The organism is Pseudomonas sp. 22189 (assembly GCF_052045635.1).
Lineage (GTDB): Bacteria > Pseudomonadota > Gammaproteobacteria > Pseudomonadales > Pseudomonadaceae > Aquipseudomonas > Aquipseudomonas parakoreensis.
On sequence record NZ_JBQEPG010000049.1, the window covers coordinates 1 to 23656 of the forward strand.

Annotated in this window: 24 protein-coding genes and 1 pseudogene; 17 read left to right on the forward strand and 8 right to left on the reverse strand. The window is 56.6% G+C overall.

The genetic code is table 11. The features are described from left to right. Positions 1 to 432: 432 nt before the first annotated feature. Both ACTJKS_RS27335 and pdxR read right to left on the reverse strand, forming a co-directional pair. Positions 433 to 726, reverse strand: coding sequence for a putative quinol monooxygenase (locus tag ACTJKS_RS27335; protein WP_108182487.1), 294 nt, complete (start codon positions 724 to 726; stop codon positions 433 to 435). Between the two features lie 123 nt (positions 727 to 849). Next, on the reverse strand, positions 850 to 2283 hold the full coding sequence (gene pdxR, locus ACTJKS_RS27340) for a MocR-like pyridoxine biosynthesis transcription factor PdxR (protein ID WP_108182488.1): 1434 nt from the start codon (positions 2281 to 2283) through the stop codon (positions 850 to 852). A gap of 315 nt (positions 2284 to 2598) precedes the next feature. Here pdxR and ACTJKS_RS27345 point away from each other — a divergent pair, with 315 nt between their 5' ends. Continuing rightward, positions 2599 to 3039, forward strand: coding sequence for a carboxymuconolactone decarboxylase family protein (locus ACTJKS_RS27345; RefSeq protein ID WP_174376880.1), 441 nt, complete (start codon positions 2599 to 2601; stop codon positions 3037 to 3039). Positions 3040 to 3274: 235 nt separating this feature from the next. Here ACTJKS_RS27345 and ACTJKS_RS27350 read toward each other — a convergent pair whose 3' ends face one another. Then, positions 3275 to 3619 carry a hypothetical protein gene (locus ACTJKS_RS27350; protein ID WP_108182489.1) on the reverse strand — a complete coding sequence of 115 codons (345 nt, stop codon included), beginning with the start codon at positions 3617 to 3619 and terminating at the stop codon, positions 3275 to 3277. Positions 3620 to 3826: 207 nt separating this feature from the next. On the opposite strand from ACTJKS_RS27350, the gene ACTJKS_RS27355 reads away from it, so the two are divergent. From ACTJKS_RS27355 to ACTJKS_RS27365, 3 genes are read left to right on the forward strand one after another with little or no spacing between them, the layout of a single operon-like run. Beyond that, entirely contained in the window at positions 3827 to 4492 is a 666-nt protein-coding gene (locus ACTJKS_RS27355) for a secretin and TonB N-terminal domain-containing protein (protein WP_262948264.1), read from the forward strand. Then, the gene (locus ACTJKS_RS27360) at positions 4489 to 5040 is read left to right on the forward strand and encodes an RNA polymerase sigma factor (protein WP_027613107.1); all 552 of its coding nucleotides are present in this window, start codon (positions 4489 to 4491) and stop codon (positions 5038 to 5040) included. The genes ACTJKS_RS27355 and ACTJKS_RS27360 overlap by 4 nt, the downstream gene beginning before the upstream one ends. A 31-nt stretch (positions 5041 to 5071) precedes the next feature. Continuing rightward, the gene (locus ACTJKS_RS27365; RefSeq protein ID WP_108182491.1) at positions 5072 to 6010 is read left to right on the forward strand and encodes a FecR family protein; all 939 of its coding nucleotides are present in this window, start codon (positions 5072 to 5074) and stop codon (positions 6008 to 6010) included. 219 nt (positions 6011 to 6229) lie between these two features. On the opposite strand, the gene ACTJKS_RS27370 is transcribed toward ACTJKS_RS27365, so the two are convergent. Continuing rightward, positions 6230 to 6838, reverse strand: a complete 609-nt coding sequence (locus ACTJKS_RS27370) for a prepilin-type N-terminal cleavage/methylation domain-containing protein (protein WP_108182492.1) — start codon at positions 6836 to 6838, stop codon at positions 6230 to 6232. Further along, positions 6835 to 7287, reverse strand: a complete 453-nt coding sequence (locus ACTJKS_RS27375) for a GspH/FimT family pseudopilin (protein ID WP_108182493.1) — start codon at positions 7285 to 7287, stop codon at positions 6835 to 6837. The genes ACTJKS_RS27370 and ACTJKS_RS27375 overlap by 4 nt, the downstream gene beginning before the upstream one ends. Positions 7288 to 7420: 133 nt before the next feature. Between ACTJKS_RS27375 and ACTJKS_RS27380 the strand changes: the two genes are divergently transcribed. From ACTJKS_RS27380 to ACTJKS_RS27410, 7 genes and pseudogenes are all read left to right on the forward strand, one after another. Continuing rightward, positions 7421 to 7855 (forward strand): type II secretion system protein N, encoded by a 435-nt coding sequence (locus ACTJKS_RS27380; protein ID WP_108182494.1) that lies wholly within the window; start codon positions 7421 to 7423, stop codon positions 7853 to 7855. A 215-nt stretch (positions 7856 to 8070) separates the two neighbouring features. Continuing rightward, a complete protein-coding gene (locus tag ACTJKS_RS27385; RefSeq protein ID WP_440829041.1) occupies positions 8071 to 10479 on the forward strand; it encodes a hypothetical protein in 2409 nt (802 codons plus the stop codon). Between the two features lie 75 nt (positions 10480 to 10554). After that, positions 10555 to 10971 (forward strand): annotated as a pseudogene (locus tag ACTJKS_RS27390) (type II secretion system protein N). 302 nt (positions 10972 to 11273) lie between these two features. Further along, the gene (locus ACTJKS_RS27395; protein ID WP_262948266.1) at positions 11274 to 11702 is read left to right on the forward strand and encodes a hypothetical protein; all 429 of its coding nucleotides are present in this window, start codon (positions 11274 to 11276) and stop codon (positions 11700 to 11702) included. A gap of 66 nt (positions 11703 to 11768) precedes the next feature. After that, complete coding sequence (locus ACTJKS_RS27400; protein ID WP_262948267.1) at positions 11769 to 12803, forward strand: hypothetical protein; 1035 nt, start codon at positions 11769 to 11771, stop codon at positions 12801 to 12803. Further along, a complete protein-coding gene (locus ACTJKS_RS27405; protein ID WP_262948268.1) occupies positions 12754 to 13074 on the forward strand; it encodes a hypothetical protein in 321 nt (106 codons plus the stop codon). Before ACTJKS_RS27400 ends, ACTJKS_RS27405 begins: the two co-directional genes overlap by 50 nt. A gap of 475 nt (positions 13075 to 13549) precedes the next feature. After that, a complete protein-coding gene (locus ACTJKS_RS27410) occupies positions 13550 to 14188 on the forward strand; it encodes a hypothetical protein (protein ID WP_108182496.1) in 639 nt (212 codons plus the stop codon). A gap of 154 nt (positions 14189 to 14342) precedes the next feature. Here ACTJKS_RS27410 and ACTJKS_RS27415 read toward each other — a convergent pair whose 3' ends face one another. Together ACTJKS_RS27415 and ACTJKS_RS27420 are read right to left on the reverse strand one after the other, a co-directional pair. Beyond that, entirely contained in the window at positions 14343 to 15107 is a 765-nt protein-coding gene (locus ACTJKS_RS27415) for a hypothetical protein (RefSeq protein WP_262948269.1), read from the reverse strand. 420 nt (positions 15108 to 15527) lie between these two features. Further along, the gene (locus ACTJKS_RS27420) at positions 15528 to 16235 is read right to left on the reverse strand and encodes a hypothetical protein (RefSeq protein WP_108182498.1); all 708 of its coding nucleotides are present in this window, start codon (positions 16233 to 16235) and stop codon (positions 15528 to 15530) included. 675 nt (positions 16236 to 16910) lie between these two features. Between ACTJKS_RS27420 and ACTJKS_RS27425 the strand changes: the two genes are divergently transcribed. Next, complete coding sequence (locus ACTJKS_RS27425) at positions 16911 to 17267, forward strand: DUF6124 family protein (protein ID WP_108182499.1); 357 nt, start codon at positions 16911 to 16913, stop codon at positions 17265 to 17267. A 231-nt stretch (positions 17268 to 17498) separates the two neighbouring features. Here the strand turns inward: ACTJKS_RS27425 and gspI are convergent, their stop codons facing one another. Continuing rightward, positions 17499 to 17873, reverse strand: coding sequence for a type II secretion system minor pseudopilin GspI (gene gspI, locus ACTJKS_RS27430; RefSeq protein ID WP_108182500.1), 375 nt, complete (start codon positions 17871 to 17873; stop codon positions 17499 to 17501). A 148-nt stretch (positions 17874 to 18021) separates the two neighbouring features. On the opposite strand from gspI, the gene gspG reads away from it, so the two are divergent. The 5 genes from gspG to gspD are packed head-to-tail and all read left to right on the forward strand — an operon-like array spanning position 18022 to position 23542. Further along, positions 18022 to 18480, forward strand: coding sequence for a type II secretion system major pseudopilin GspG (gene gspG / locus ACTJKS_RS27435; RefSeq protein ID WP_108182501.1), 459 nt, complete (start codon positions 18022 to 18024; stop codon positions 18478 to 18480). Between the two features lie 8 nt (positions 18481 to 18488). Next, positions 18489 to 19442: a type II secretion system minor pseudopilin GspK gene (gene gspK / locus ACTJKS_RS27440; RefSeq protein ID WP_108182502.1), complete on the forward strand. Its 954-nt coding sequence runs from the start codon at positions 18489 to 18491 to the stop codon at positions 19440 to 19442. Next, positions 19439 to 20623 (forward strand): type II secretion system protein GspL, encoded by a 1185-nt coding sequence (gene gspL / locus ACTJKS_RS27445; RefSeq protein WP_108182503.1) that lies wholly within the window; start codon positions 19439 to 19441, stop codon positions 20621 to 20623. The genes gspK and gspL overlap by 4 nt, the downstream gene beginning before the upstream one ends. Then, positions 20616 to 21164 carry a type II secretion system protein GspM gene (gspM, locus tag ACTJKS_RS27450; RefSeq protein ID WP_108182504.1) on the forward strand — a complete coding sequence of 183 codons (549 nt, stop codon included), beginning with the start codon at positions 20616 to 20618 and terminating at the stop codon, positions 21162 to 21164. The genes gspL and gspM overlap by 8 nt, the downstream gene beginning before the upstream one ends. After that, positions 21161 to 23542 carry a type II secretion system secretin GspD gene (gspD, locus tag ACTJKS_RS27455; protein WP_142580132.1) on the forward strand — a complete coding sequence of 794 codons (2382 nt, stop codon included), beginning with the start codon at positions 21161 to 21163 and terminating at the stop codon, positions 23540 to 23542. Before gspM ends, gspD begins: the two co-directional genes overlap by 4 nt. Positions 23543 to 23656 lie beyond the last annotated feature (114 nt).

Consider the following 23656-nt stretch of genomic DNA (forward strand, 5'->3'; position numbering starts at 1 on the left):
GCTGTGGGCTCGACCTGCTTGTTCAACCAAGCTTCAAACTCTTTGAAACCCTTCGCGTCATTAGGCAGCTTGGCCTTGGTTTTGTGCTTACCGTTTGGCAAGTGCGTGGCGATATCAAAGGTGTTTTTAGCGATATCGACACCGACGAAACTGGACATGAGTGTCTCTCCATTGATCTGTTTTCGATCATCACTGCACTCTGTCCAACCTTGCGAATGCGAGCTCTCGCCAGAGACGGGCCCAAGATACCGTTCGAACTATATGAGTGAGTGTGGAGGGCTGGAGCACGATCTACATCACAGGCAAAAAGCCTAAGGAGCTGCACGGCTTCCAAGTCCCTCCCTCGATGATCAGTCGAGAACTATCGCTCCTGACGGAGCGATAGTCGAGATACAAGGAGCTGCCGAAGGCTGCGATCTTTTGATCTTGCTTCTAAACGATAGGGAAACTATTGAAATCCACACTATTGGCCAGACGGCTATCGATCAGGTCAATAAACCCCTGCGCCTCGGGCCGGTTGAAGTGCGCCTGCATCGCCGCTTCCGACTGCCAGCGTGCGCTCACTGTCCAGCGTTGGCTGTCCTCGGGGCAGCGGTCGACCATATAGGCGTCGCAGCCCGGGGTCTGGCGCAGGGTGTCGACGATCTTCTGCAACTGCCGGCCGAGCTCTTCCGAACGGCCGGCGGCGGCGCGCACCTGAACGGTGTTGATCACTTCGATGGACATTGCTCACTCTCCTGAATCAGGCCGGACGAATCCTGCTCATTGAGGGATAACGCCCATGCAGAATAGGCCTGCACCCGTTGATCACCAATAACCAATCGGCGGTTAATCGCGCAGACCAATCATTCACGCCACTTGTTGCAGAATGTCGCGCAGGCGATCCAGAGCGGTGTCGATGTCGAGGGTTTCGATGGCGCCGAAGCCGAAATACAGGCCGCTCCTCACCGGCTGTTGATAATAGAAAATGTCGATGGGATATAACCCGACCTCGACCTTTCTCGCCAGCTCGATCACCAGCGCCAGGTCGACCGGCACCTTGCACAGCACTGCCATGTGGAACCCGGCACTGGGCGGTATCGCCTCCAGCCACGGCGACAGATCCGTGGCCATGCGCGCCAGAATCCGCTCGCGGCGCTGGGCGTAAATCGCGTGGCAGCGGCGGATGTGCTTGAGCAGACAACCTTCGGCAATGAACTTGGCCAGCGCCCATTGCGGCAAGGTCGAAGCGTGCTGGTCAGTGAGCTTTTTCGCGCGGATCACCGCTTCGAGGATCGCGGGCGGCAGAATTGCGTAACCCAGGCGCAGCTCCGGCAGCAGGGTTTTGGAGAAGGTCCCAACGTAGGCAACGATCCCGCGCTGGTCGAGGCTGAACAGTGAGTCCGTAGGCCGGCCTTCGTAGCGGAATTCGCTGTCATAGTCGTCCTCGATGATGATCGCGCCCAGTTCATACGCCCGGGCGAGCAACGCCTCGCGGCGCGCCTGGCTCATCGACATGCCCAGCGGAAACTGGTGCGACGGGGTGACGTAAATCAGCCGCGTACCCTCGGGAATCTGTTCGACCACAATGCCTTCGGCATCCACCGGAACTCCACTGACTGCGGCGCCGTGGCTACCGAACAGCAGTCGGGCCGGCGGATAACCCGGGTCTTCCATCGCCACTTGGCTGCCGGGGCTGATCAGCACGCGGGTGATCAGATCCAGCGCCTGCTGCGCGCCGTTACACACCACGATGTCCTCGTCCCGACCGTTGATCCCGCGCGAAAACGCGATGTGCCGGGCAATCGCATTGCGCAGTGCCGGCAAGCCTTCGGGAACGCTGTAGAAACCTTTGGAGCCGGCCATCTGGCGCATCGCATGCGAGACGCAACGGCGCCAGTCGTCATGCGGGAACTGGCCCTTGCTGGTGGCGCCGCCGATAAAATCGTAACGCAGCGAGCCTTCCAGCGTCGGGTGCTGCAGGAACATCGGCAGGTTGCGCCAGCGCTCGATCTGTTCGGCGCTGGCCAGTTCGGTGTGGCTTTGCTTGCGCTGAACCTGCGCCGGACGGGCGTTGACGTAGGTGCCTTTGCCGATGACGCCGGTAAGGAAGTTTTCGTAGGTCAGCTGCGCGTAGGTGTCGGAAATGGTCTTGCGCGAAATCCCCAGTTGCTCGGCCAGCAAGCGGCTGGGCGGCAACTGCGTGCCGGCGGCCAGACGCCCGGACTCGATGGCGCCGCGCAGCTGGTTGTACAGCTGGCCGGCCAGGTCCTTGCGGCCATTGATCACGACGTGAAGTTCCATACCGACGCGGCTCCGGGGGGCGATTGGGGTGTCGGCCAGATTACCGCTGTTGCGTGATGGGCAGTAGTTGCGCAGCACAAAAACCCGAAATTGGTCACCATCCCTGTAGGAGCTGCCGCAGGCTGCGATCTTTTGACTTTGATTTTTTATAAGCAAAAGCAAGATCAAAAGATCGCAGCCTACGGCAGCACCTACAGGGGAAATGTGTGGGGCCGGGATTTCAGTGGTGTGGCGGTTTTTCGTGGAATTGGGGCTGTAACGCTGGCGCATCAGCGCCTACCGTAAAACCACTATCCCGCATTCCGAGACCTGCCCATGTCCCCGCGTCTGGACTACTACAACGCATCGCCCAAGGCGATGAAAGCCATGCTCGCCATGGAAGCGCTGACCCGCGACCTGAGCATCGAGGCGCCACTGTTGCAACTGATCCGGATCCGCGCCTCGCAGCTCAACGGCTGCGCGTTTTGCACCGACATGCATTCAGTGGATGCGCGGCGCGCCGGGGAGAGTGAACGGCGTTTGTATGCGATTGCGGTGTGGCGCGACAGCGGCTTTTTCAATCCCCGCGAGCGCGCCGCGTTGGCCTGGGCCGAGGCAGTGACGTTGTTGGCTGAAAGTCATGTGCCGGATGATGTTTACCAGTTGGCCAAAGCGCAATTCAGTGAAGCCGAACTGGTGGATCTGACCATGGCAGTGACCACGATCAACAGCTGGAATCGCCTGGCGGTAAGCTTCCGCCAGACCCCAAGCGACTGACGTGCATACCCTGTAATTGGGGTATTTCTAGTGATTGAGGTATTCCTTGTGGTGAGGGGATTCATCCCCGATGGCCTGCGCAGCAGGCCCAACACTATCCGCCGCGGGTCCTTCAGATAAACCGAGTCAGCGGGATTGACGACTGCTGCGCAGCCGATCGGGGATAAATCCCCTCGCCACAGGTGTGTTTCCCCTTCCTCTAGGTGTGTGAGTTTCTTAGCCTCAGGTGTTTGACTCATTTATTGGTTAATGGGGAGGTTCCGTTATTGGCGGGTGGGCGCTGTGGTTTGACTGAGGTGCCGAAGGTGTTACCCATGCGTGTGCCAGTTGCGGCCGGGGTCGCCAGCCCAACCTGATTCGGCGGCCGCTTGTTCACCGGCACATTCAGCGCTTCCTGATTCTTCTGCGCGGCGGCTGCACCCTCGGGATTGTTGCCCATCTGCTGACTCAGACAGTCGTAATTCGGCGCCTTGTAGCCACCCACCGTTACCTCCACACAACCCAACGGCTGTTCGGCGTGGGCGCTGGCGAAGACGTTCAGCAGCAGCCCGCCGAGGGCGATTTTCCACAGTGATTTCATGCAAGCCTCCTGGCCGGCCCGAAGCGGCCGTTCTCTGATTGCAGTCTAGTGCAAGCCTCGCGCGAATCCCGTGATGGTTTTTTTGCACCGCCCGTCACACCAGATTCATAAACAGCCATCAGGATGACGGTTTTCAGGGGTACGTCAGCCGTGCAGCGAGGCAGTTCCAGGGACGGTCTTCAGCGTTCAGCGACTCTCGTGCGCCGGGTGAGTCTGGGGCTGCTGCTTGGCTGGTTCAGCGGTGCGGCGACCGCCGAACCGCTGCCGGCCGACTTGCGCATGACCCTGCACATCCCGGCGCAGGACTTGGCCCGGGCGCTGGATCAGTACAGCCATGCCACGGGCGTTGCAGTGCTGGTCGACAGCCAGTTGAGTCGTGGCCGGCGCTCGTTGGCGGTCGATGGCGAATACACCGCTGCCGACGCCTTGCGCCGTTTGCTCGGCGGCAGCGGCCTGATGGCGCGTTACACCCGCGCCGATGCGTTCACTTTGCAGGTGGCGCAGGTCGAGGACGTGCCGTCGGCGTTGGACAAAACCACCCCGGCCAGTGCCGCTGTCAGTCGCAGCTACGCCACGGCGGTGCAAGCGGCGATCGAGCGCAACCTGTGCCGTTCGCCGCTGACCCGTCCGGGCAGTTATCGCGCGGTGTTGCAGGTCTGGGTCGGGCGCGACGGTGTGGTGCAGCACAACCGGTTGGTCACCACCACCGGTGATGTACGGCGCGATACCGCGCTGGTGGAGAGCTTTCGCAATCTCAGGATCGACCGGCCGACGCCCAGCGCGTTGCGTCAGCCGGTCACGTTGCTGTTGTTACCGGAGTCGTCAGGGAAACGCATGGAATGCACCCAATGGGAAGGAGTTTCCGGGGGATGAAAGACACCGGACAAGGTTCGATGGTCCAGCTGTTCCTGACGTCCTACGAGGACTTTCGGGTGCGCTTGCGCAGGCGTCTCGGCTCGGAAGATCTGGCCAACGACGTGTTGCACGAAACCTACCTGCGGGTCGACCGCATGGAAACGCCGCCCAACCTGCTGCGGCCCAACGCTTACCTCTATCGCATGGCCCTGAACATCGCCGCCGACCGCCGTCAGGCCGACGCGCGCCTGCTCACCGGTGAGGAAGTCGAAGAGCTGCTGCAGATCGGCGACGAGGCGCTGGACCCGGCGCGGGTGGTGGGCGGGCAAAAGGAAATCCAGTCGCTGCTCAGCGCCCTCTACGAACTGCCAGCGCGGCGTCGCCGAATCTTCATCGCAGCGCGGCTGGAAGAGGCGCCGCACCTGGAAATCTCCCAGCGTTTTGGCATCTCCACGCGCATGGTCGAAAAGGAAATCAAAGCTGCATTGGGCTTCTGCGCCGCGAAACTGGAAAGAAAAGTGTTTCAGCGGTTCGGTCGCGGGGCCGGAAAACCGTCTTCTGAATAGTGCCCGATCATTTCGTTGAGAATCTGCGCGTTTGAACATCTTTCGACTGACATCTGCCAAGCCATCGGCGGCCGACAATCTGCACAGCGAAGCCCACGACTGGTTGGTCCTGCTGACCTCCGGCCGCGCCACCGTGGCCGACGCCCGCGCCTTGCGCCAGTGGTGCGCGCAGAGCGCCGAACATGCTCAGGCTTTCGAGCAGGCCAAGGTGTTGTGGCACAACCTGCAGCCTGCCGCTGAAAGGCTGCAGTCGCCTCGGCGCTTTGGCCGACGGGCGTTTCTCGGTGGCGCCATCGCGGCGTCGGCGGCGTTCCTGCTGGTGCGCGGGACGATTCCCGGTGGCTTTGAAGGGCTCGGCGCCGATTACATCACCGAAGTCGGCCAGCAGAAGCGTTTCGAACCGGCCGACGGCGTGCGCCTGGAACTCAACACCCAGACCCGCATTAACCAGCGCGCCGGCGATGACGATGTGCAGAGGTTCGAACTGGTCAGCGGCGAGGTTGAAGTGCAGACCGCGCGGTTGCCATTGGCGATGCAGGCTGGAGGAGGGTGGTTGCGCGCCAGTCAGGCGCGGTTCAATTTGCGCAATACGGATCAGCAAGTGTGCGTGACGTGCCTCGATGGTTCGGTGGACGTCAATGTCGATGGCCACAGCCTGCGCCTGCAGCCCGGTGAACAACTGACCTACGACTCGCAACGAGTGGGCGCAGTGCAAAGCGTCGACACCGCCGCAGTGATGAACTGGCGCCAACAAGTGCTGGTATTCAACGGCGCAACCCTCAGCCAGATGATCGACGAAATCAACCGCTACCGCCCCGGCATGTTGCTGCTGCTCAACCGCGACCTCGGCCAACGCCGCGTCCAGGCCCGCTTCAGCCTCGACCAACTCGCCGGCGTCGCCCTGCTGATCCGCGACGCCTACGGCGTCAAATGCACCGAACTGCCCGGCGGCGTCGTCGTCCTCAGCTAACCCAATTCAGCCAACCCCACTACCCCCTGTGGGAGCTGGCTTGCCAGTGATGACGCCCTAACAGCCAACCACCCCCCAACTGACTGCCCCCATTCCAATGTAGGAGCTGCCGAAGGCTGCGATCTTTTGATCTTCAAAATCAAAGTCAAAAGATCGCAGCCTCCGGCAGCTCCTACAGAAATCTCCGATGCGCAGTGATATCGACATAACCTGCATGCATCACTCAAACGGCCCCATCACCTGCCGATACCGCTCCACCCCCTGCGCCGTCTCCCGCGTCAACCGCACCTCCAACCCCAACGGGTTCTCCCGCCGATTGCCACTCAACTGCCGCCAACCCTTATCCACCTCCCAAACCCGCACCTGCACATCACTCACCCCCTGCAACACCGCCACCCCGCCAGTCGGCGCCGGCAACGGATACCGACTCCGCGCCTCAGCTACCGCCCGATACAACGTATCCCCCTTGACCCACCAACGCACCCGCTGCAAAGCCCCCGGCTGATCCGCCGCACGGCGAATAATGTCCAGCCGAAACCCTTTGCTGTCACTGCTGCGCACCGTCAGCGCAGGCGGCGCACTCGGCGGCTCATCATCCACGCCAACCTTCTTCGGCTCACTCAACTCCACACCCGCACGCATCTCCACATCACGCTGCAACTGATTCAACGCCCGCAACAAACCGTCACTCTGCTCACTGCTCGCCTGCAAATGACTGTCCGCCCGCGTCACACTGTCCAGCCCGCGCCAGGCAATCAAACTGACCACCGCCATCAGCAGAATCGCGACCATCACCTCAATCAGGGTAAAGCCCCGTTGAGCGTTCATTGCACACTGATCCTGCCACTGGCATCACGCAGCACACTCAGCCGATTGAGCCCATCAGACAGGGTCAATTGCAGCGGCGGATTGATCCACTCGGCGTTAAGCACCACCTTCTGCTTCGGCTCCACCCGCACCCCCAGCTTCGGACTCTGCCAGGTGCGTGGCCGCAACTGCGGATCATCCTTGAAATGCTCAAACCCCCGGCCACTCTCACTGCGCCGACTGAAGCGAAAGCCCTTGCCATCACTCACCCACACAATCGGCCGACCATCCGCACGGGCCTCGGCCTGCGCGACCTGCAGCAACTGCGCCACCCGCTCGGCGTCCTTGCGCAGCAACTGCAGCGGATCCGGCTTGATACTCAGACTGATCGCCGCACTGGCGATCCCGATGATCACCAGCACCACCATCAACTCGATCAGCGTAAAACCCTGTTGCTTGCCCACCTTCATCGGTTGCGCACTCCGTTGCGTCCTGCCCCGTCCCAAAAAAACATCCTGCACGGCCAACATGTAAGACGTGTGAAATAAAACCGTGAGAATTGCCGCGTAGCCTGTCAGCAGGGACAAAAAGGAGATTCAGCCCATGATGCTCACCGCACGCATTTCCCCCCCGCAAACCGTCCAGGCCCTCGCACTGCTCGCCGCATTGGTCGGCGTCGCGACCTGGTCGTCGCTGCTCCTGACCTCCGCCGAATCCCACACCCCACCCGCACCCCCGCAAATGCTCACGGCACGCAGTGATAGCCCGGCGTTGCAGTGGTTTTCCAACCAGACGGCGCCGATGGACATCAAGGTGAGCGGGGTGATGGCGGGGAGTCGCGGGGCGGTGGCGATTTTGAGTTTGAACGATGGGCCGCCGAGGAGTTTTTTGCAGGGGGAGAGGGTGGGGCCTGGGGTGAAGTTGGTGACGGTGGAGGGGGATGGGGTGGTGATTGAGCAGGGTGGCGAGAGGGTGAGGTTGGAGGTGGAAAGGTTGGCGGAGGGGCCGCCGTTGTCGCCACTCATCCGGCCTGAGTAGAGCCTGTTCTTCCGCTTCCAGGAAATGACCATTCGTCATAAAGCCCCACTCACCTGTCAGATGTGACAGGTGACAGCCGCTCTGCATCAAGCCTTCAATCATCCCGAGTCTGCATGGCTGAACAGAAGTCTTCGCCATGCATAACTAATGATTGCCTGACAGTGAACCGGGTTATTCCAGGGACTGTTCGAAGCTTGAGATCAAGGCGGAGCATCATGCAAATCGAATGGACGCGGGTCAGGGCGTGGCTGTTGGTATTGCTACTGTTCAATAGTCTGGGTGAAGCCGCAACCGGCCCGGAAATCGCACAATTGCTCAACAAGCGCTATCAAAACGTGCAAGCAGAGTGTGTGGGCGGCAACCCGGCGTATTTTTGCAGCGGCGTCATGTTGCATGGCAGCGCTCCGATGAGCGAATTCTGGAAACACGATGATGTAGCCACGCAATTGGGGGCGGAAAGTTTTGTCTATCTGCGCGCCGATTTGGGTACGCAGACATTGCCGTCAGCCAACGGGGTGGTGTTCAGTGATTCGTTCACGGCTATCGGCAAGGACCAGCCACTGGATGTCCTGTGCGCCTATCCTTTCGCGTTCATACCTGTTGGGAGCCATGCGGGTTTCGGTTGCGGCCTGTCAACCGCAAGTCGACAGGCCGACGACGCGAGCTCTTGCGCAAGCGAGGGCGTAAGTGATTCAGCGAGTTGGTTGGCGCACTTCGAGCAACAAGGCCGACAACCGACAAAGCAATGCTCGTTGAGCAGTCTCAATCCCACGTTATTCAAGGCCAGCCTGCTGGCGCATCAAGGCATCGACAGCGATTGGTCGGCCCGACCTACCCAGTTGCAGATACGAAACTGGGACGAAGCCGCACCGAAAAAAATTCCGATCCAGGCGCTTTTTTACGATACGAATAAATCAGGTTCGTTGTTCGGGGCACAGAGAGATCAGTATGACTACTTTGCAACTACCGGGGATTGGCTGCCAATTCTGCGAATGGATTTGGCTCAGGCAGACCGTGCGGTATTTGGATTCAATCAGCAGGATCAGTTGTACATCGGTTATCAAGTGGCCGATAAACTGAATGCACGGTATGCCGACACCACGCCAGCCTGTCGTGGCAACACGCCGGCCTACGAGTGCAATGGCGTGTTGATCAGAGTGACAAGTGCTTCACCGGACTACCATGCGTGGAACCCAAGCTCGGGATCAGTACAGCGAAACGGCGTGTCATTTTCCTATATTCGAGAAGATGTCGGCACCAAGGGCTTCTTGTATGCGAAAAGCCAAGGTTTGATTCTCAAGGAAATGGCGGCACCCACCGGTTTTCCCCTTACCGTGCGCTGCGCCTATCCGTTTGATGCGGCAACCGATCACCGGAGCGACAGTTGCAACGAGTACGAGGAGTTACCCATTAGCAAGCCGTGTGTGGAGCAAGGTGTTATCGATATTACGACGTGGCGCGTTTATTACGATGAGTTGAACGGGGCTTATGGGCGCCATTGTAGTTTCGGTGCAAATCAATCCGAATTTGCGATGAGTGTTGATGTTAGATCTCACCTCCCTGATCCGAATATGCGCAGGCTTCATAACGAGGTCATCATCGCCGCGTGGCCCCAGAACATTGCGACGCAGCTCCCCATTCAAGCCTTTTTCCATACAAGTGAAACGGCGTTAACGAGCGCGCGCTTTTTTCAGCGCGATTACTTTCAGGAGACGGGGCAGTTCTTGCCTATTGTCCGGGTGAACTTGAGTGGCTCTGATGGTCGCACCTTTGTTTATGAACCTCATGACCAAACCGCTCAAGTTCCCATACTGCAAGTGCCACACGCATCAGATGTCGAGGCCAGTGTGACCCTGGCCGCTCTCGACGCCAAATCAGGTGTACGGGTGAGCGTTGCCTACCCTGGTATGAATAAGGACCAAAGCATTCAGTTGATAATGTCCGGCACGCCGGGAGCCGGCTCCCCGACGATTCCACCCATGCCGGGTGCGGAGAGTGGGAGTGCGGAGCTTTGGATTGATTCTGAGGCCATTGCTGCCAACGTCGGCAACGCCACTAAAAGCTTCATGCTCAAGTACGAAGTCACGGAAGGCGACAGTAAAACCGCGTCGGGCACGCTGACTGTAAACGTCCTGCCGTTACCTGCCGCGGAACTGGATAAACTCAGCATCGTGCAGGCTGAGGGCGATCAGCTGGATCTGAGCAAAGTTACGGAGGGCGGTACTCTCCGGGCGGGAGTCTGGGCATTCATGCAGGCTGGTCAGCCTGTTTGGCTGGAATTGAAAGGCAGGACTGCCACGGGTGCAGAGCACAATCTTCAAGTGTGGAAGGTCCCTGGCGCGGCAGTGAATCAGAGTTGGATTAATACCGGCCAATATGTTCGGACCGTGCCATACAGCTATCTTGAAGGGCTTGGAAACGATAGCTTGCTGGAGCTGCATTACAAGTTGGCTTTGACTATGAGCCAAGTCAAAGCGGACGCTATTGACGGGCCAGTGAAACGGTACAGGATCAAAGCGATGGATCTTGCGAAACCTTCTGTTAACCGGTCGCGCGCTCCGTTGCGGCCAGCCCCTTCCCAAAAAAACATCCTGCACGGCCAACATGTAAAACGTGTGAAGTAAAACCGTGAGAATTGCCGCGTAGCCTGTCAGCAGGGACTGAAAGGAGATTCAGCCCATGATGCTCACCACCCGCATATCCCCCCGCGAACCGTCCAGGCCCTCGCACTGCTCGCCGCCCTGGTCGGCGTCGCGACCTGGTCGTCGCTGCTCCTGACCTCCGCCGAATCGCATACCCCTCCGGCGCCACCGCAAATGCTCGCGGCACGCAGTGATAGCCCGGCATTGCAATGGTTTTCCAACCAGACGGCGCGGGTGGACATCAAGGTGAGGGGTGATGGCGGGGAGTCGCGGGGCGGTGGCGATTTTTAGTTTGAACGATGGTCCGCCGAGGAGTTTTTTGCAGGGGGAGAAGGTGGGGCCTGGGGTGAAGTTGGTGGCGGTGGAGGGGGTGGTGATTGTGCAGGGGGGGAGAGGGTGCGGTTGGGGGTGGAGAGGTTGGGGGTGGAGAGGTTGGGGGAGGGGGTGGAGATGCCTAGGTTGATTAGGCCGTGAATGGTACAGATTGAAGGCGGTTATTTTGCTGTTTCAGGTTGGATAGTAGCTACTGAAGTAACAGTTCATACCTTTGGTGCAGAGGAACCGCACAAGCTAAAAGTTTTTTTGGTTGCTATCGGCCTGAAGCGCACAGGAGCTCAAGGGACTGTCAGACGCAGGGCTACAGATCACATCTGTTTGAAATGGACTTGGCTTCGCCTGTGCCGTGACAACGATCGCCAAAAAAACGGCTACATTTGTAATGGAATAATGTGCTTTCCACATTTTTGTTCATAGATGATGAGTTGAAGGAAGAAGGAATGTCCACGAAGACCGGTAAGGCAATAAGCGGAGTTTACAATGAGGCAAATAACTTCCTGATAATCGGTCTTACGGGGCGTACCGGTTCAGGTTGCTCTACGGCTGCCAGCAAGTTGGGCGGAGTAAGCTTCGAATTCCCTGCAGAAGGTTATGAAGGGCTTACAGAGAATGAGTTAAAAAAACATAAAATAATTCACAAATATCTAAAGGGTAATGAGTGGGCTCCCTTTTATAAGGTCGAGGTGCGATCGTTAATTACATACCATCTGTTACTTTTGGAAAGGGATTCATTTATATTACATTTGGCTGGGGTTTCTGGCGCCGGGATTTCGCAAGAAATCGCAGCAACGATTTATGACGAGTCAAATGGAGTTCGAGAAGAGATTCTTAGGCTTAACTCATTCAGTGGGAGAGTTGATCCTCACTAAGTTGAGTCGTGGATTGAGCTTTACTTTTCAACTTTGCCGCTTGCTACTGAGAGCTTAAGAGACAAATTGGGGGGCGCAATTTTCACCAAGCTCTACCAAGAGTCAGGAGACAATATCAGATCTTCAGGGGTTGCGGATATAAGTGAGTTTGATGCTGATAAGTTATTTAACTTCCCAAAGCACTTGAATTTTCTGATTAAGCTTGTTCGTAAATCCACGGCGGCAAAAGGAATACCATGTAGGATTGTTATAGATGCCATTAGAAATCCGTATGAGGCATTTTTTTTAAAAAGAAGGTACGCAAATTTCTACCTTATATCGGTAAATACATCAAACTCAAAAAGATTGAATAGCTTGCAAGAGTATAGAAAGCTATCAATAAAAGAAATATCAGATCTCGATAATAAGGAGTACCCTGGGAAGATTTCTGGGGCAAATAAGTTTGTCGCACAAAATATTCAGGCTTGCATTGAGATTGCCGATATTCATGTTCATAACTCAAAGGCTAGTGAGTTTAACCAAAATGATTTGGTGAGTCAGCTAGCGTGGTATCTGGCACTTATGATGCATCCTGGCTTAGTGATGCCAACATCAGTCGAAAACTGTATGCAAATAGCATATACAGTAAAGCAAAGTTCTGGATGTATATCGCGGCAGGTGGGGGCTGTAATAACGGATATAAGTTACAGTGTAAAAAGCGTTGGCTGGAATAGTACTCCACAGGGGCAGACTCCATGCTTGTTGAGGAGCGCTGAAGACTTGTTGAGTGGAGTTAATAGTTCTGATTATAGCGAGTATGAGAGGAATGATAATGTGTTTCGTAAGGCGCTGAGTGACAAGTATTTTGATTTGATAAAGGCTGGCGCCACTCAGAAACGAAATATCCCGTTTTGCTTCAAGACTATACAAAATGAAATTGAGGGTGAAAAGAACCAGGTTCATTCAAGGTCGCTGCATGCAGAAGAGAATGCTTTTTTGCAAATCGCAAAATACGGTGGGCAAGAACTTATAGGTGGCGTCTTGTTTACTACCGCAAGTCCATGCGAGCTTTGTGCAAAAAAAAGCTTATCAATTGGGTATTACAAAAATTATATACATTGACCCATATCCAGGTATTGCTACTGATCATATTCTTTCTATTGGTGCAAAAAAGCCAATGCTTGAATTGTTCAGAGGTGCAGTGGGTCGCGCTTTCTATCAGCTTTATCAGCCTTTGATGCCTTACAAAGATGAACTGGAATTGCTTTATGCTATTCCGTCTTACCATAATCCTGAAAGTCCATCGAAAAGCTTTCTTATTAAAGAAAACGAAAGCCTATTAGCTCAAATTGAGGGTCTGAGAGAAGAACTTCGTAAGTCAAAAGCTAATTAGAGTTTCGTGCTCTGTGTTCATTGGGCGAAGGGGCAAAAAAGGAAATAGATTAAGCGGAAAATGAATTCACATTTTTATTGTTTTAAAAAAGAAAATACTCATTAAGTAGAGATTGTCAATGCCGCTCGATAAATACGGCACTATCTATTTTTTGACCGGGGAAGGATGGGTTGAAAAACCAAATTTTAAAGGGAAAGAGGTGGAAGTCATTGAAGAGTGGTGCGTTTCGGTTTTTCAAGCTCCATCAGGTCAATCGATGTTGTATAGGCACAAATTGGCGAGACCAGTCCGAAACTGAAGGGGCTCGCGGATAAACTGCGAGCCAAGTTATCTCGCCCCGCGGATTCTACATTTTTATCGCTACTAGCCAGAATTTGCTTTGGCGAAATAAATTAAAAAAACGTCTGGTTTTTTCAAGAACATGGATTTGTGCCCTTTCCTATTGAAAGAAAGTGCCAAGAAAATGGAGACGCTCATGGGCAAGAAAGACTCATCGCGTGGTTTAGAACTCGCGAAAGTAATACGATCTGGCGCAATGGGAGACGCAGCAAAGGAATATGCCGAACTCGGAATAGATGCCTTACTCGCCTCAGAGGCTGCGAAATCAATCCCGGTCATTAGCACCATAGCCGGTATCTTCAGCGCGACATTATCTATCAGAGATCACATTTTTTGCGGCAAGCTTCTTCGTTTTCTCAGTCAGCTTTCCGAGATTTCAGAAGATAAGCGGAATGAAATGCTTCGTAAGCTTGGAGAAAACGAAAAGTTCGCGGGAAAAGTAGGTGAAACAATAATCGAAATTCTGGAAAGAATGGAGAGTTCGAAAAAGCCTGAACTGGCAGCAAAGTGTTTCGCGGCTTATGCCAGAGAAGGTATTTCGTTTGAAGAGCTTAGCCGAATCTTATTCGCTCTTGAGCGAGTCCCGTCCCTTGATATCGATAAAATTGGAAAATTTTCCAAGGCGAAAATTGAAGATGCAGTCAAAATGGATGAGTCTCTTCTGCTTGCATTTGTGAACGCCGGTCTGGGAATGAACAATGGCGGCCTTGATGGTGGTGTCGTTCGCCCGACTAAACTCTGTCAGCTTTTTCTGAAGGTGGGCCTGGTGGCATAGTCACGTAGTGGCGTTATCGCGCCCGCCCGGCAGCTTTTGACAAAAAAGATAGCCGTTCGACGAAGAAAAGGAGAGGGATATATTATTTAAAAAATAGATCCGTCTCCTTTTTCGCGATCGCAATAGGTGATTATTCTATTGTTGGTTTTGCTACTCAACTCTCCGCATTGCCTTCTTTTGTGGGATATTTTCTTTCATCCCAGAAAGATATGTTCTTGTTCTTTCGAAAATCAGACTCCATGCTAATAAACTTTTCACGAAGTCGAGCGATATCGTCGTCGCCACCCTTAAAATGATCAAGCATATCGAAAAGCTGATCGGTCATTTTCAGCATCATTTGACGCTTTCGAATTAGAGCGAAGAAGCACGAGTGTCCGATAGCGTAAGTCTCTGGGGTCGTATCAATACTTGCGAATCCGTTGATGTAAGTGTTCGTTACATCCTCCCACTCATTGCCATCTGCAATTTCGTCCAGGTGTGCTGGCGTTGTTTTACTCGGTTCTCTTTCTGGTATTAGTTCAATGTTTGCGAGAGAGTAAATTTTTGCGGTAAGCTCCGAGCAAAAGGATGAAGCGTCGTCACCAGTTAAGAAAAATTTATAGTTGTACGCTTGGCCAGCGTAAAACATTGTGGCTCTCTGAAGTTGCTCGAAATCTTCTTGAGTTAGCCCAGCTTTTCTAATAACCCGCCAACCGTCCTTAACCGACTTGTTTATAGACGGATATGCTGTGAAGTGTACTCCCCCATCAGGTGTTGCGTGAACAAATGCACCGTCTCCCATGGACACCATAACATGGCTAGACTTAGCTTTTTTGTATATAAATTTTTGAAGCGTCGCGAGCCACTCCGATCCCTCGCCGCACATCAAAAAAATATCTCCGGGCATCATGAGGGTTGTTTCATCGGTTTCGTTATGCATTGCAGCGTCCTTGGTGGTGATTCATTGGTTTTCTATCACTGATTATTATATTAGGTGTCCATCCACTAATTTTTTTTTCGAACGTTTCGAACAGATTTTTGCAAAGGCGCGTAAAAGGGACAGAGGAATCGGCCAATGAACTAGTCATCTAGATTCATCGGGAAAAAGGGGGCTGATTTAATTCAATCGCAGAGTATAAATTAGTTCCCTTTTCAGTACTTTTAAGTTAAGTGAGCTACTTGTGAGCGCGTTGCCACAGTTCGTGAGCGTCATCCATCAGGCCGACAGTAATTGACTCCTTGGTTTCGGGATCTCGTAGGAAAAAGAGACAGATCTATTTGAAAAAATAGATGCGTCCCCATTGTTCGAATATATGTGTTAAATTTAAGTCACTTGATGGGCCGACGAGCGGCCCTTTAGTTACTCGATCTCTTTAGGTGTGGATTCATGCCCTAATATAGGCGCTTCGCTACTAGATGGCAGGCCCTCCGAGTGAGCATGCGTTCTCCAGGAAATCCCCATAAGTTCTTTTGCAGCCTCAAACAGCGGCTTAGCATTCTCACCAATTTTTCCAGCTACGATGCTTGCTTCAATTGCTAGAGAGTATATGTGATCAAGGGACGATACTTTTTTGTGAAGCTCCTGCTGGACTTGTTCCAGTTTTTTGTGTAGGCGCCTTTTATGGTCGGCATCAAGGTCTTTGCAACTGGCTATAAAATCCCTTAGCTTGTTGATTAGAGATTGCAGCTCTTTAAAGTCACCATCAGTGAACTCATAGCCGAAACTATTTTTAATGCTTCGGGTAAATCTTGCATCTATGTCAGCCTCCAACTGGAGGGTCTTGTGATGTTTTAGAATGACGTTAACTTCGGCTAGAACTTTCCCTACGAAATCACGAGTGGCATCTTTGCTGACCAACCCACTGCTGATTTCTGGAATATCTGCCTCGAAGTCAAGAGCGCCACTTTTCTTCATGTAAAACAGAAACTTTACAATTTCCAAACTCTCACTCTCTAAACTAGAGAACATCTCTTTTTTTGAGGCGGCTATGTAAAGCGTGCACGCTTCTACCACTACGGCGAGTGGCTCCTCGCTGGCTCGTTCAAGAAGATTATCTGAAATCAACATAGGTGCCTCCTAGCGTATGAGATGCAGCGATGATGGCATACTGATGCTTGTTGTTGGAAGAGGTTACATATCGTCATTCAAATACCTAATACCTTGCACCAAGGCTTTTTTTGTCGATGACGCAGCGATAGAACATAGGTGGGCGAGGTAAGATGCGCCCCAACGACGACTGAGAGCACACGGGGCATCGTAATATTGGCACGAACGCGGATGTTAGTTGGCTCTGGAAAAAGGGGACTGATTTTTTACCAGAAAATACATCTGAGAATCATCTGGCCGACCTCCCAACCACATGGAGGTGCCGCAGTCAGGTCTCGATAAACACCAGCGTTTAAAAAGACATCTCCAGACACTCTCTCAGGCTACATATCCTTGCGCCTTTGCCTACAGCTACGCCAGAATCCGCCGGCTTGTGCGCTTTGTACCTGGTCTTTATCGTCTACGTGTCGCTGGCAACCCAGTGACTGGGTTTAGCGACCCGACCAGGTATAAGTGCAACGACGCTCCAGTTTGTCGCAGACGTTTGCGACGACGACATGGTGGCTGTGCGTGGGAGACCTTCGGGTCTGCCGGGTCTTATACCTCTCGGTTCGCTAACCCGCGTACAGCTGCCACCCTTACTTGTTTAGCGACGGGTTTTGGTGGTTCCACCAGGTATAAAAATGGAGCTTCACCATGATCAAACCAACACCTAATCCGCCCGAAACCCCCTCGGTTTCCCCCTACGAATCCATCGATTCCAAAAAACTCCACGAAGCCGCCGACCGCGCGCTCGATCATTACCTCTGTCCGCCCGGTTCCACGCCGCCACGTAAAACTCGTGGGATGTATGCCGTGACGGCGGATAACAAAACCGAAGAGCTGCTGGTGGATGCCAGTGAGACGCTTGCTTCGGCCAAAAACATCGCGCAGAACATTGCCAGCCTGGTGCCGGTGTCGCAGCGTCGGGCGCTGTTGGGGATTGCGCAGTTGATTATGCTCGGGGAGTTGGCGGTGAATCGGGCGTTGGATAATTTGCAGTTGCCGGGGTGATGGTTGTGCTGGGCGTGCCTGCTGATTGATTGGGTGTCGGTTCTGGCGCCTTCGCGAGCAGGCTCGCTCCCACAGGGTTTCAGGCTGATTGCGGATGTCGTGTGGGCATGCGTTGTTTTGTTGCCTGAGATGTTTGTGTAGGGGCTGCCGGAGGCTCGGGCCGCGTTCGGACGATCTTTTGATTTTGGTTTTAAAAGATCAAAGTCAAAAGATCGCAGCCTTCGGCAGCTCCTACAGGGGGCGATTTAATAGGGTTTCCAGGCGGGCTAGGGCCGGGGCGTCTTGGTTGCGGTTGAAGACTTGGATGGCGACTTTGAGTAAGCGGCCATTTTCAGCCGCTGCGATTACTTGCTCACACCGCAACGACAATCGTCCCAGATCACAATCAACGGCTTTCACACCGGTCGGCAATCGACCTTCCAGTTGCAGCTCCGCCATGCGTGTTTGCGCCGCGATCATTGCAATTGAGCGATCCCGCAGAACTCCGCTGCTTTGGGTCATCAGCCCGGCCACGCGCACGGCCGCCGACATCGCCACGGCAATGATCGCCAGCGCCACCAGCACTTCAATCAGGGTGAAACCCGCTTCTCGGGAACACGCGCGCATATAAGGCCCAAAACCAAAACACAGCCCTCGACGCTAACCCCCGTCCTTGACGGCTTGACGACGAAAACTCCCGAGGATTTTCAACATCCCTGACATATCTTCTTGCAACACTGCGCGTCGAATCGAATCAAGCCAAGGGAATGTCGAGATGGATATCGCGCAGTTCAAACAGCCCGGACGACCGAGCCGGATGCCGCGTGGGCAGCAGGGTTTTACCCTGATCGAGATCATGGTGGTGGTGGTGATTCTCGGGATTCTGGCGGCGATGGTGGTGCCCAAGGTGCTCGACCGGCCGGATCAGGCGCGGGCCACGGCGGCGAAGCAGGACATTGGCGGTTTGATGCAGGCGCTGAAGTTGTATCGCCTCGATCACGGCACTTACCCGAGCATGACGCAGGGTCTGAAAGTGCTGGTGGAGCGGCCGGCGGATGCGAAGAACAGCAACTGGCGTTCGTACCTGGAGCGTTTGCCGAATGACCCGTGGGGTCGTCCTTATCAGTACCTCAACCCCGGCGCGAATGGCGAGGTCGATATCTTTTCCCTCGGTGCCGACGGTCAGCCTGACGGCGACGGCGTGAATGCCGATATCGGTTCCTGGCAGCTGTAAGGCCGGTGATGAACAGCCAATCGAATCAGCAGGGGATGGCGATCATCAGTGCGCTGTTGATCGCGGCGGTGGTCGCGGTGATTGCGGCGGGAATGTTGACCCGGCAGAGCGTTTCGACCCGCGCGCTGGAGGCGGATCAGCAGCGGGTGCAGGGGCGCTGGGTGTTGCACGGCGGTCTGGAGATCAGCCGGCAGTTGCTTTGGGATGCGCGGCAGCGTGATCCGCTGACCCGGCTCGATCAGCCGTGGGCGCAGCGTTTGAACGCGCAGGGTTTCGAGGGGCGGCTGGAGGATGAGCAGGGCAAGTTCAACCTGCGCAATCTGGTGGCCAACGAGCGTGTCGATGAGGCGCAGGTGCAGGCGTTTCAGCGGCTGTGCGCGTTGATCGGCATCAGCGCCGGGTTGAGTCAGCGCATCAGTCAGCGGGTGATCGGCTCTTATCCGTATCTGTTGAATCCGCAGATTGCCGAAAACACCACGAGCAAAAACGCCTTTGACAGTGGCCGCGCCACGTCGCCGAATGCGTCGCGCAAGCCACAGCATCCGAAGTTGCCGATGCTGCGCAGTGTCGATGATCTGCGCAGCGTCGAGGGTGTGAATGAGGCGGTCATCGACAAACTGGCGCCGTATCTCACGGTAATTCCGGCGACTACTTGGCTCAATGGCAATACCGCCACCGCGCCGGTGCTGGCCGCGTATGTGCCGGGGTTGTCGCTGGAGCGCGCGCAGGCGCTGATCAATGAGCGTGACGCCGGGCGCTGGTTCATCAACCGGGGCGATTTCGTCAACCGCTTGCGCATGCCGAACCTGGAGCTGACCAGCGTCAAGGTCGGCATCACCAGTGACTGGTTTCGTCTGCGCGGCGAGGCGCGGCGGGATCAGCGCCGAGTCAGTCTCGATGCGTTGCTGCACCGCAGCGAGGATCGTCTGCCGCAGGTGATCTGGTCGCGGGTGGGGGCATGAGCCAGTTGCGTGTGAGTTTGCCGCCACTGGCGCAGTTAAGTCTCGACAGTGAGATGGACTGCGCGTGGCTGGACCGTCAGGGGCAGGTCATTCGTGAACAGCGCCAGACCTTTAGCCAACTGGGGCAGTCACCCAAGCAGCCACCGCTCAGCGCTTATCTGCACCCGGCGGACAGCCTGTTGGCGAGCATCGACCTGCCACCGCTACCGGCGAACAAGACCGCAGCGGCGGTGCAATGCGCGGCGCAGGCCTTGATGCTCGGCGATAGCAACGACATGCACATCGCTCACAGTTCGCGGGATGAAGCGGGGCAGGTGCAGATCGCCTGGGCGCCGCGTCAACGCTTGCAGCATCTCGGGCAATTGCTCAAGCAGGCCGGTCTGAATCTGCGCGGTCTGTACCCGGCGGCGTACCGCTTGCCGGTGCTGCCGGGCACGGTGGCCTGTCGGCAGGACGGCCATTTGTTGCTGCGCGAAAGCGTGCAGGTGGCGCGGGTGCAGCCGCTGTTCGACGACGAGATTGGCGATTGGCTGCTGACCTGCGGTACGCCGCTGCACTGGATCGGTTCGACGCCACCGCCGGATGCGCAATTGCCGATGGCCGAGGCGCAACGCTGGACCGGGCCGTTGCCCGGTTGGGGCCTGCACGGCGCGGTGCAACAGCAGCGCAGCGAGCATCGCGGTTGGGGCCGGGCGCTGGGGCTTTGCGCCTTGGCGGTGGCGGTGTGGGTCATCGGCTTGAACCTGTATGCCGCCCGCGAAGCCAGTCAGGGCCAGCAGCTCAAGGCGCAGATGGCGCAACGGGTGAAGCAGGCCTTTCCCGAGTTGCCGGTGATCCTCAATCCGCTGCAGCAGGCGCGTCAGCAATTGGCGGCGCGGCAGAAGGGCGCGGCGGAGGACCCGGCGCAGCCGTTCAATCGGCTGGTGTTGCAGGCCGGCAGTGGCATGCCGTTCATGGCCGGCACGGTCGAGCGCCTGACGTTTGTCGATGGCACCTTGCAGTTGAGTCTACTGGCCGACGCCCGACGCAGCGCCAATGACAAGGACAAGGATTGGCAAGCCGCATTGGCTCAGGTCGGGATCAGTGCGACGGCTGACGATGAAGGCTGGCTGCTGCGCCCAAGCGACGAAGTCACCAACCCCGACGACAGCGCTGACGACAGCGGAGCAGAAGATGAATAAGGCATCGCTCGCGGCCTACCGCGCCCGTTGGCAGCGTTTCAGCGCGCAGCTTCAGGCGCGTTGGCAAGCGCTGGCCCTGCGCGAAAAACGCATGGTCGGCGGCATGGCGGTGGTGCTGCTGTCGCTGTTGGTGTGGGTCGCATTGATTCAGCCGCCGCTGAAAAAAATCACTTACTGGCAAAGCGAAACGCCGAAGTTGCGTGCGCAGGCCGAAGCCCTTGAAGTGCTGCTGCGCGAGGTCAGCGTGCGCCCCGAAGGGCAAAGCTTGGCGCAGTCTCTTGAGCAAACGCTGCAGGCCAGCGGCCTGGCCGGGCACTATCAATTGCAGGCCGGGGAGACTGGCGCGTGGCAGTTGACGTTCGACGCGGCGCCAGCCGATGCGCTGCTCGACTGGCTGCTGAGCACTCCGGCACAACTTTCTCTGCAAGTGGTCGAGGCCCGTCTGCAACGCGCCGACAACGCTTCGACCGAAGTCACTGCCGGCACATTGTCAGGCACCGTTCGCATGGATCAGGCGCTGGGCGCTAAGGAAGCTTCATGAAGGGGTCAGGATCCAAACCGGCACGTCTGGCGTTGCCGATGCTGCTGATGGCGTTGAGCGCGTGCAGCAACACCACCACGCCGCCGAATCAGCCGCCGTTGCTGGTGGACAGCGAACTTGGCCGCCCATTGGCCAACACCCAACGCAGCGGTGATGCGCTGCTCGATCGGCAACGCGCCCAGGCTCAAACCGCGCCGCAACCCCGGCAACTGCACAACATCACCGAACGCGCACGCAGTGGCGGCGCCCCACGCGGCAGCACACTGCCGAGCAATCCGCTGGGCGATCAGCCGGTGACGCTGAATTTTGTCGATGCCGATATTCAGGCTGTGGTGCGCGCGTTGTCGCGTTCCACCGGCCAGCAGTTTCTGGTCGACCCTCGGGTCAAGGGCAGCCTGACGCTGGTCTCGGAAGGTCAGGTGCCGGCACGCCAGGCTTATGACATGTTGCTGGCGGCGTTGCGCATGCAGGGTTTCAGTGTGGTCGATGTCGGCGGCGTCGCCCAGGTGGTGCCGGAAGCCGATGCGAAACTGCTCGGCGGACCGATCTACAGCCCGGACAAACCCGCCGGCAACGGCATGCTCACCCGCACCTTTCGCCTGCAATACGAAAACGCGGTGAACCTGATTCCGGTGTTGCGCCCGATCGTGTCGCCGAACAACCCGATCAATGCTTACCCCGGCAATAACACCATCGTGGTTACCGATTACGCCGAGAACCTGACCCGCGTCGCCCAATTGATCCAGACCATCGACACCCCGAGCGCGATCGACACTGACGTGGTGCAGATCCAGAACGGCATCGCCGCCGACATCGCGCCGATGGTCGCCGATCTGCTCGACGCGCCGGGCAACGATCCGACGCAGAAAATCGCGGTGATCGGCGACCCGCGCTCCAACACCATCATCATCCGCGCCGGCAGCCCCGAGCGCACGGAGCTTGCGCGCAACCTGATCTACAAACTCGATAACGCACAGAGCAATCCGAGCAATCTGCATGTGGTGTATCTGCGTAACGCGCAAGCGGCGAAACTGGCGCAGGCCCTGCGCGGTTTGCTGACTGGCGAAAGCGACAGCGGCACCAGCGACAGTGCGCGCTCGGTGCTCAGTGCCATGGGCAGCAACGGCAACAACAATGGCGGTTCGAGCGCGCAGAGCGGCACGCAAACCAGTGGCAATACTTCGACCACTTCCAGCACGGGTAGCACTGGTGGCAGTTACGCCCAGGGCAGCAGTTCGACCGGCAGCGGCGGCAGTCAGGCCAGCGAACAGAACGTTGCGTTCAGCGCGGGCGGGGTGACGATTCAGGCTGACGCCACCACCAATACCTTGCTGATTTCCGCGCCGGAGCCGTTGTATCGCAACCTGCGCGAGGTCATCGATTTGCTCGACCAGCGCCGCGCGCAAGTGGTGATCGAGAGCCTGATCGTCGAAGTCGGCGAAGACGATGCCAGTGAATTTGGCGTGCAATGGCAGACCGGCAATCTCGGCGGCAACGGCGTGATCGGCGGGGCGAACCTTGGCGGTTCGGGGATCAATCTCAACGGCAAGACCAGCCTAGATGTGCTGCCGCAAGGCTTGAACCTCGGTTATGTCAACGGCACCGTCGACATCCCCGGCATCGGCAAGATCCTCGACCTGAAAGTGCTGGCTCGGGCGTTGAAGAGCAAGGGCGGCACCAACGTGCTGTCGACGCCGAACCTGCTGACCCTGGATAACGAGGCGGCGAGCATTTTTGTCGGCCAGACCATTCCGTTTGTCAGCGGCAGTTACGTCACTGGCGGCGGGGGCACCAGCAATAATCCGTTCCAGACCGTGACCCGTGAAGAGGTGGGCTTGAAGCTGAATGTGCGGCCGCAAATTTCCGAGGGCGGCACGGTCAAGCTCGATATCTATCAGGAAGTCAGCAGCATCGACGAACGTGCTTCGGTCAGCGCGCGAGCGGCGGGGATCGTCACCAACAAGCGCGCGATCGACACCAGCATCCTGCTCGACGACGGTCAGATCATGGTCCTCGGCGGCTTGCTGCAGGACGGCTACAGCCAGAGCAACGAAGCGGTGCCTTGGCTGGGGACGTTGCCGGGAATCGGTGCGCTGTTTCGCAACGAGCGCCGGGCGATCAGCAAGACCAACCTGATGGTGTTCCTGCGCCCATACATCATCCGCGACAGCGAAGCGGGGCGCAGCATTACCCTCAACCGCTACGACTTCATGCGTCGCGCCCAGGGCGGCCTGCAACCGGAGCGCAGCTGGGCGATGCCGGACATGCAGGCGCCGCAGTTGCCGACGGCGGCGCAAGGGGTGCCGAGTCCGGTTCCGGCTTCGGGACCTCGCGCGACGATCAAAGCTGTGCCGATTGAAGGGAGTACACGCTTTTGAATCCGACCCTCAATCTGAGAAGTAAACCTGTGGTGAGGGGATTTATCCCCGATGGGCAGCGAAGCGGCCCCAAAACCTATGCACGCGGTCAGCCAGATGTATTCGGATGTCAGG

Bases quoted from the DNA above. Each gene is read 5' to 3' on its own strand.
- ACTJKS_RS27335 (WP_108182487.1), bottom strand. From the start codon at position 726: ATGTCCATCGAAGTGATCAACACCGTTCAGGTGCGCGCCGCCGCCGGC.
- pdxR (WP_108182488.1), bottom strand. From the start codon at position 2,283: ATGGAACTTCACGTCGTGATCAATGGCCGCAAGGACCTGGCCGGCCAG.
- ACTJKS_RS27345 (WP_174376880.1), top strand. From the start codon at position 2,599: ATGTCCCCGCGTCTGGACTACTACAACGCATCGCCCAAGGCGATGAAA.
- ACTJKS_RS27350 (WP_108182489.1), bottom strand. From the start codon at position 3,619: ATGAAATCACTGTGGAAAATCGCCCTCGGCGGGCTGCTGCTGAACGTC.
- ACTJKS_RS27360 (WP_027613107.1), top strand. From the start codon at position 4,489: ATGAAAGACACCGGACAAGGTTCGATGGTCCAGCTGTTCCTGACGTCC.
- ACTJKS_RS27370 (WP_108182492.1), bottom strand. From the start codon at position 6,838: ATGAACGCTCAACGGGGCTTTACCCTGATTGAGGTGATGGTCGCGATT.
- ACTJKS_RS27375 (WP_108182493.1), bottom strand. From the start codon at position 7,287: ATGAAGGTGGGCAAGCAACAGGGTTTTACGCTGATCGAGTTGATGGTG.
- ACTJKS_RS27380 (WP_108182494.1), top strand. From the start codon at position 7,421: ATGATGCTCACCGCACGCATTTCCCCCCCGCAAACCGTCCAGGCCCTC.
- ACTJKS_RS27385 (WP_440829041.1), top strand. From the start codon at position 8,071: ATGCAAATCGAATGGACGCGGGTCAGGGCGTGGCTGTTGGTATTGCTA.
- ACTJKS_RS27395 (WP_262948266.1), top strand. From the start codon at position 11,274: ATGTCCACGAAGACCGGTAAGGCAATAAGCGGAGTTTACAATGAGGCA.
- ACTJKS_RS27410 (WP_108182496.1), top strand. From the start codon at position 13,550: ATGGGCAAGAAAGACTCATCGCGTGGTTTAGAACTCGCGAAAGTAATA.
- ACTJKS_RS27415 (WP_262948269.1), bottom strand. From the start codon at position 15,107: ATGCATAACGAAACCGATGAAACAACCCTCATGATGCCCGGAGATATT.
- ACTJKS_RS27420 (WP_108182498.1), bottom strand. From the start codon at position 16,235: ATGTTGATTTCAGATAATCTTCTTGAACGAGCCAGCGAGGAGCCACTC.
- ACTJKS_RS27425 (WP_108182499.1), top strand. From the start codon at position 16,911: ATGATCAAACCAACACCTAATCCGCCCGAAACCCCCTCGGTTTCCCCC.
- gspI (WP_108182500.1), bottom strand. From the start codon at position 17,873: ATGCGCGCGTGTTCCCGAGAAGCGGGTTTCACCCTGATTGAAGTGCTG.
- gspG (WP_108182501.1), top strand. From the start codon at position 18,022: ATGGATATCGCGCAGTTCAAACAGCCCGGACGACCGAGCCGGATGCCG.
- gspK (WP_108182502.1), top strand. From the start codon at position 18,489: ATGAACAGCCAATCGAATCAGCAGGGGATGGCGATCATCAGTGCGCTG.
- gspL (WP_108182503.1), top strand. From the start codon at position 19,439: ATGAGCCAGTTGCGTGTGAGTTTGCCGCCACTGGCGCAGTTAAGTCTC.
- gspM (WP_108182504.1), top strand. From the start codon at position 20,616: ATGAATAAGGCATCGCTCGCGGCCTACCGCGCCCGTTGGCAGCGTTTC.
- gspD (WP_142580132.1), top strand. From the start codon at position 21,161: ATGAAGGGGTCAGGATCCAAACCGGCACGTCTGGCGTTGCCGATGCTG.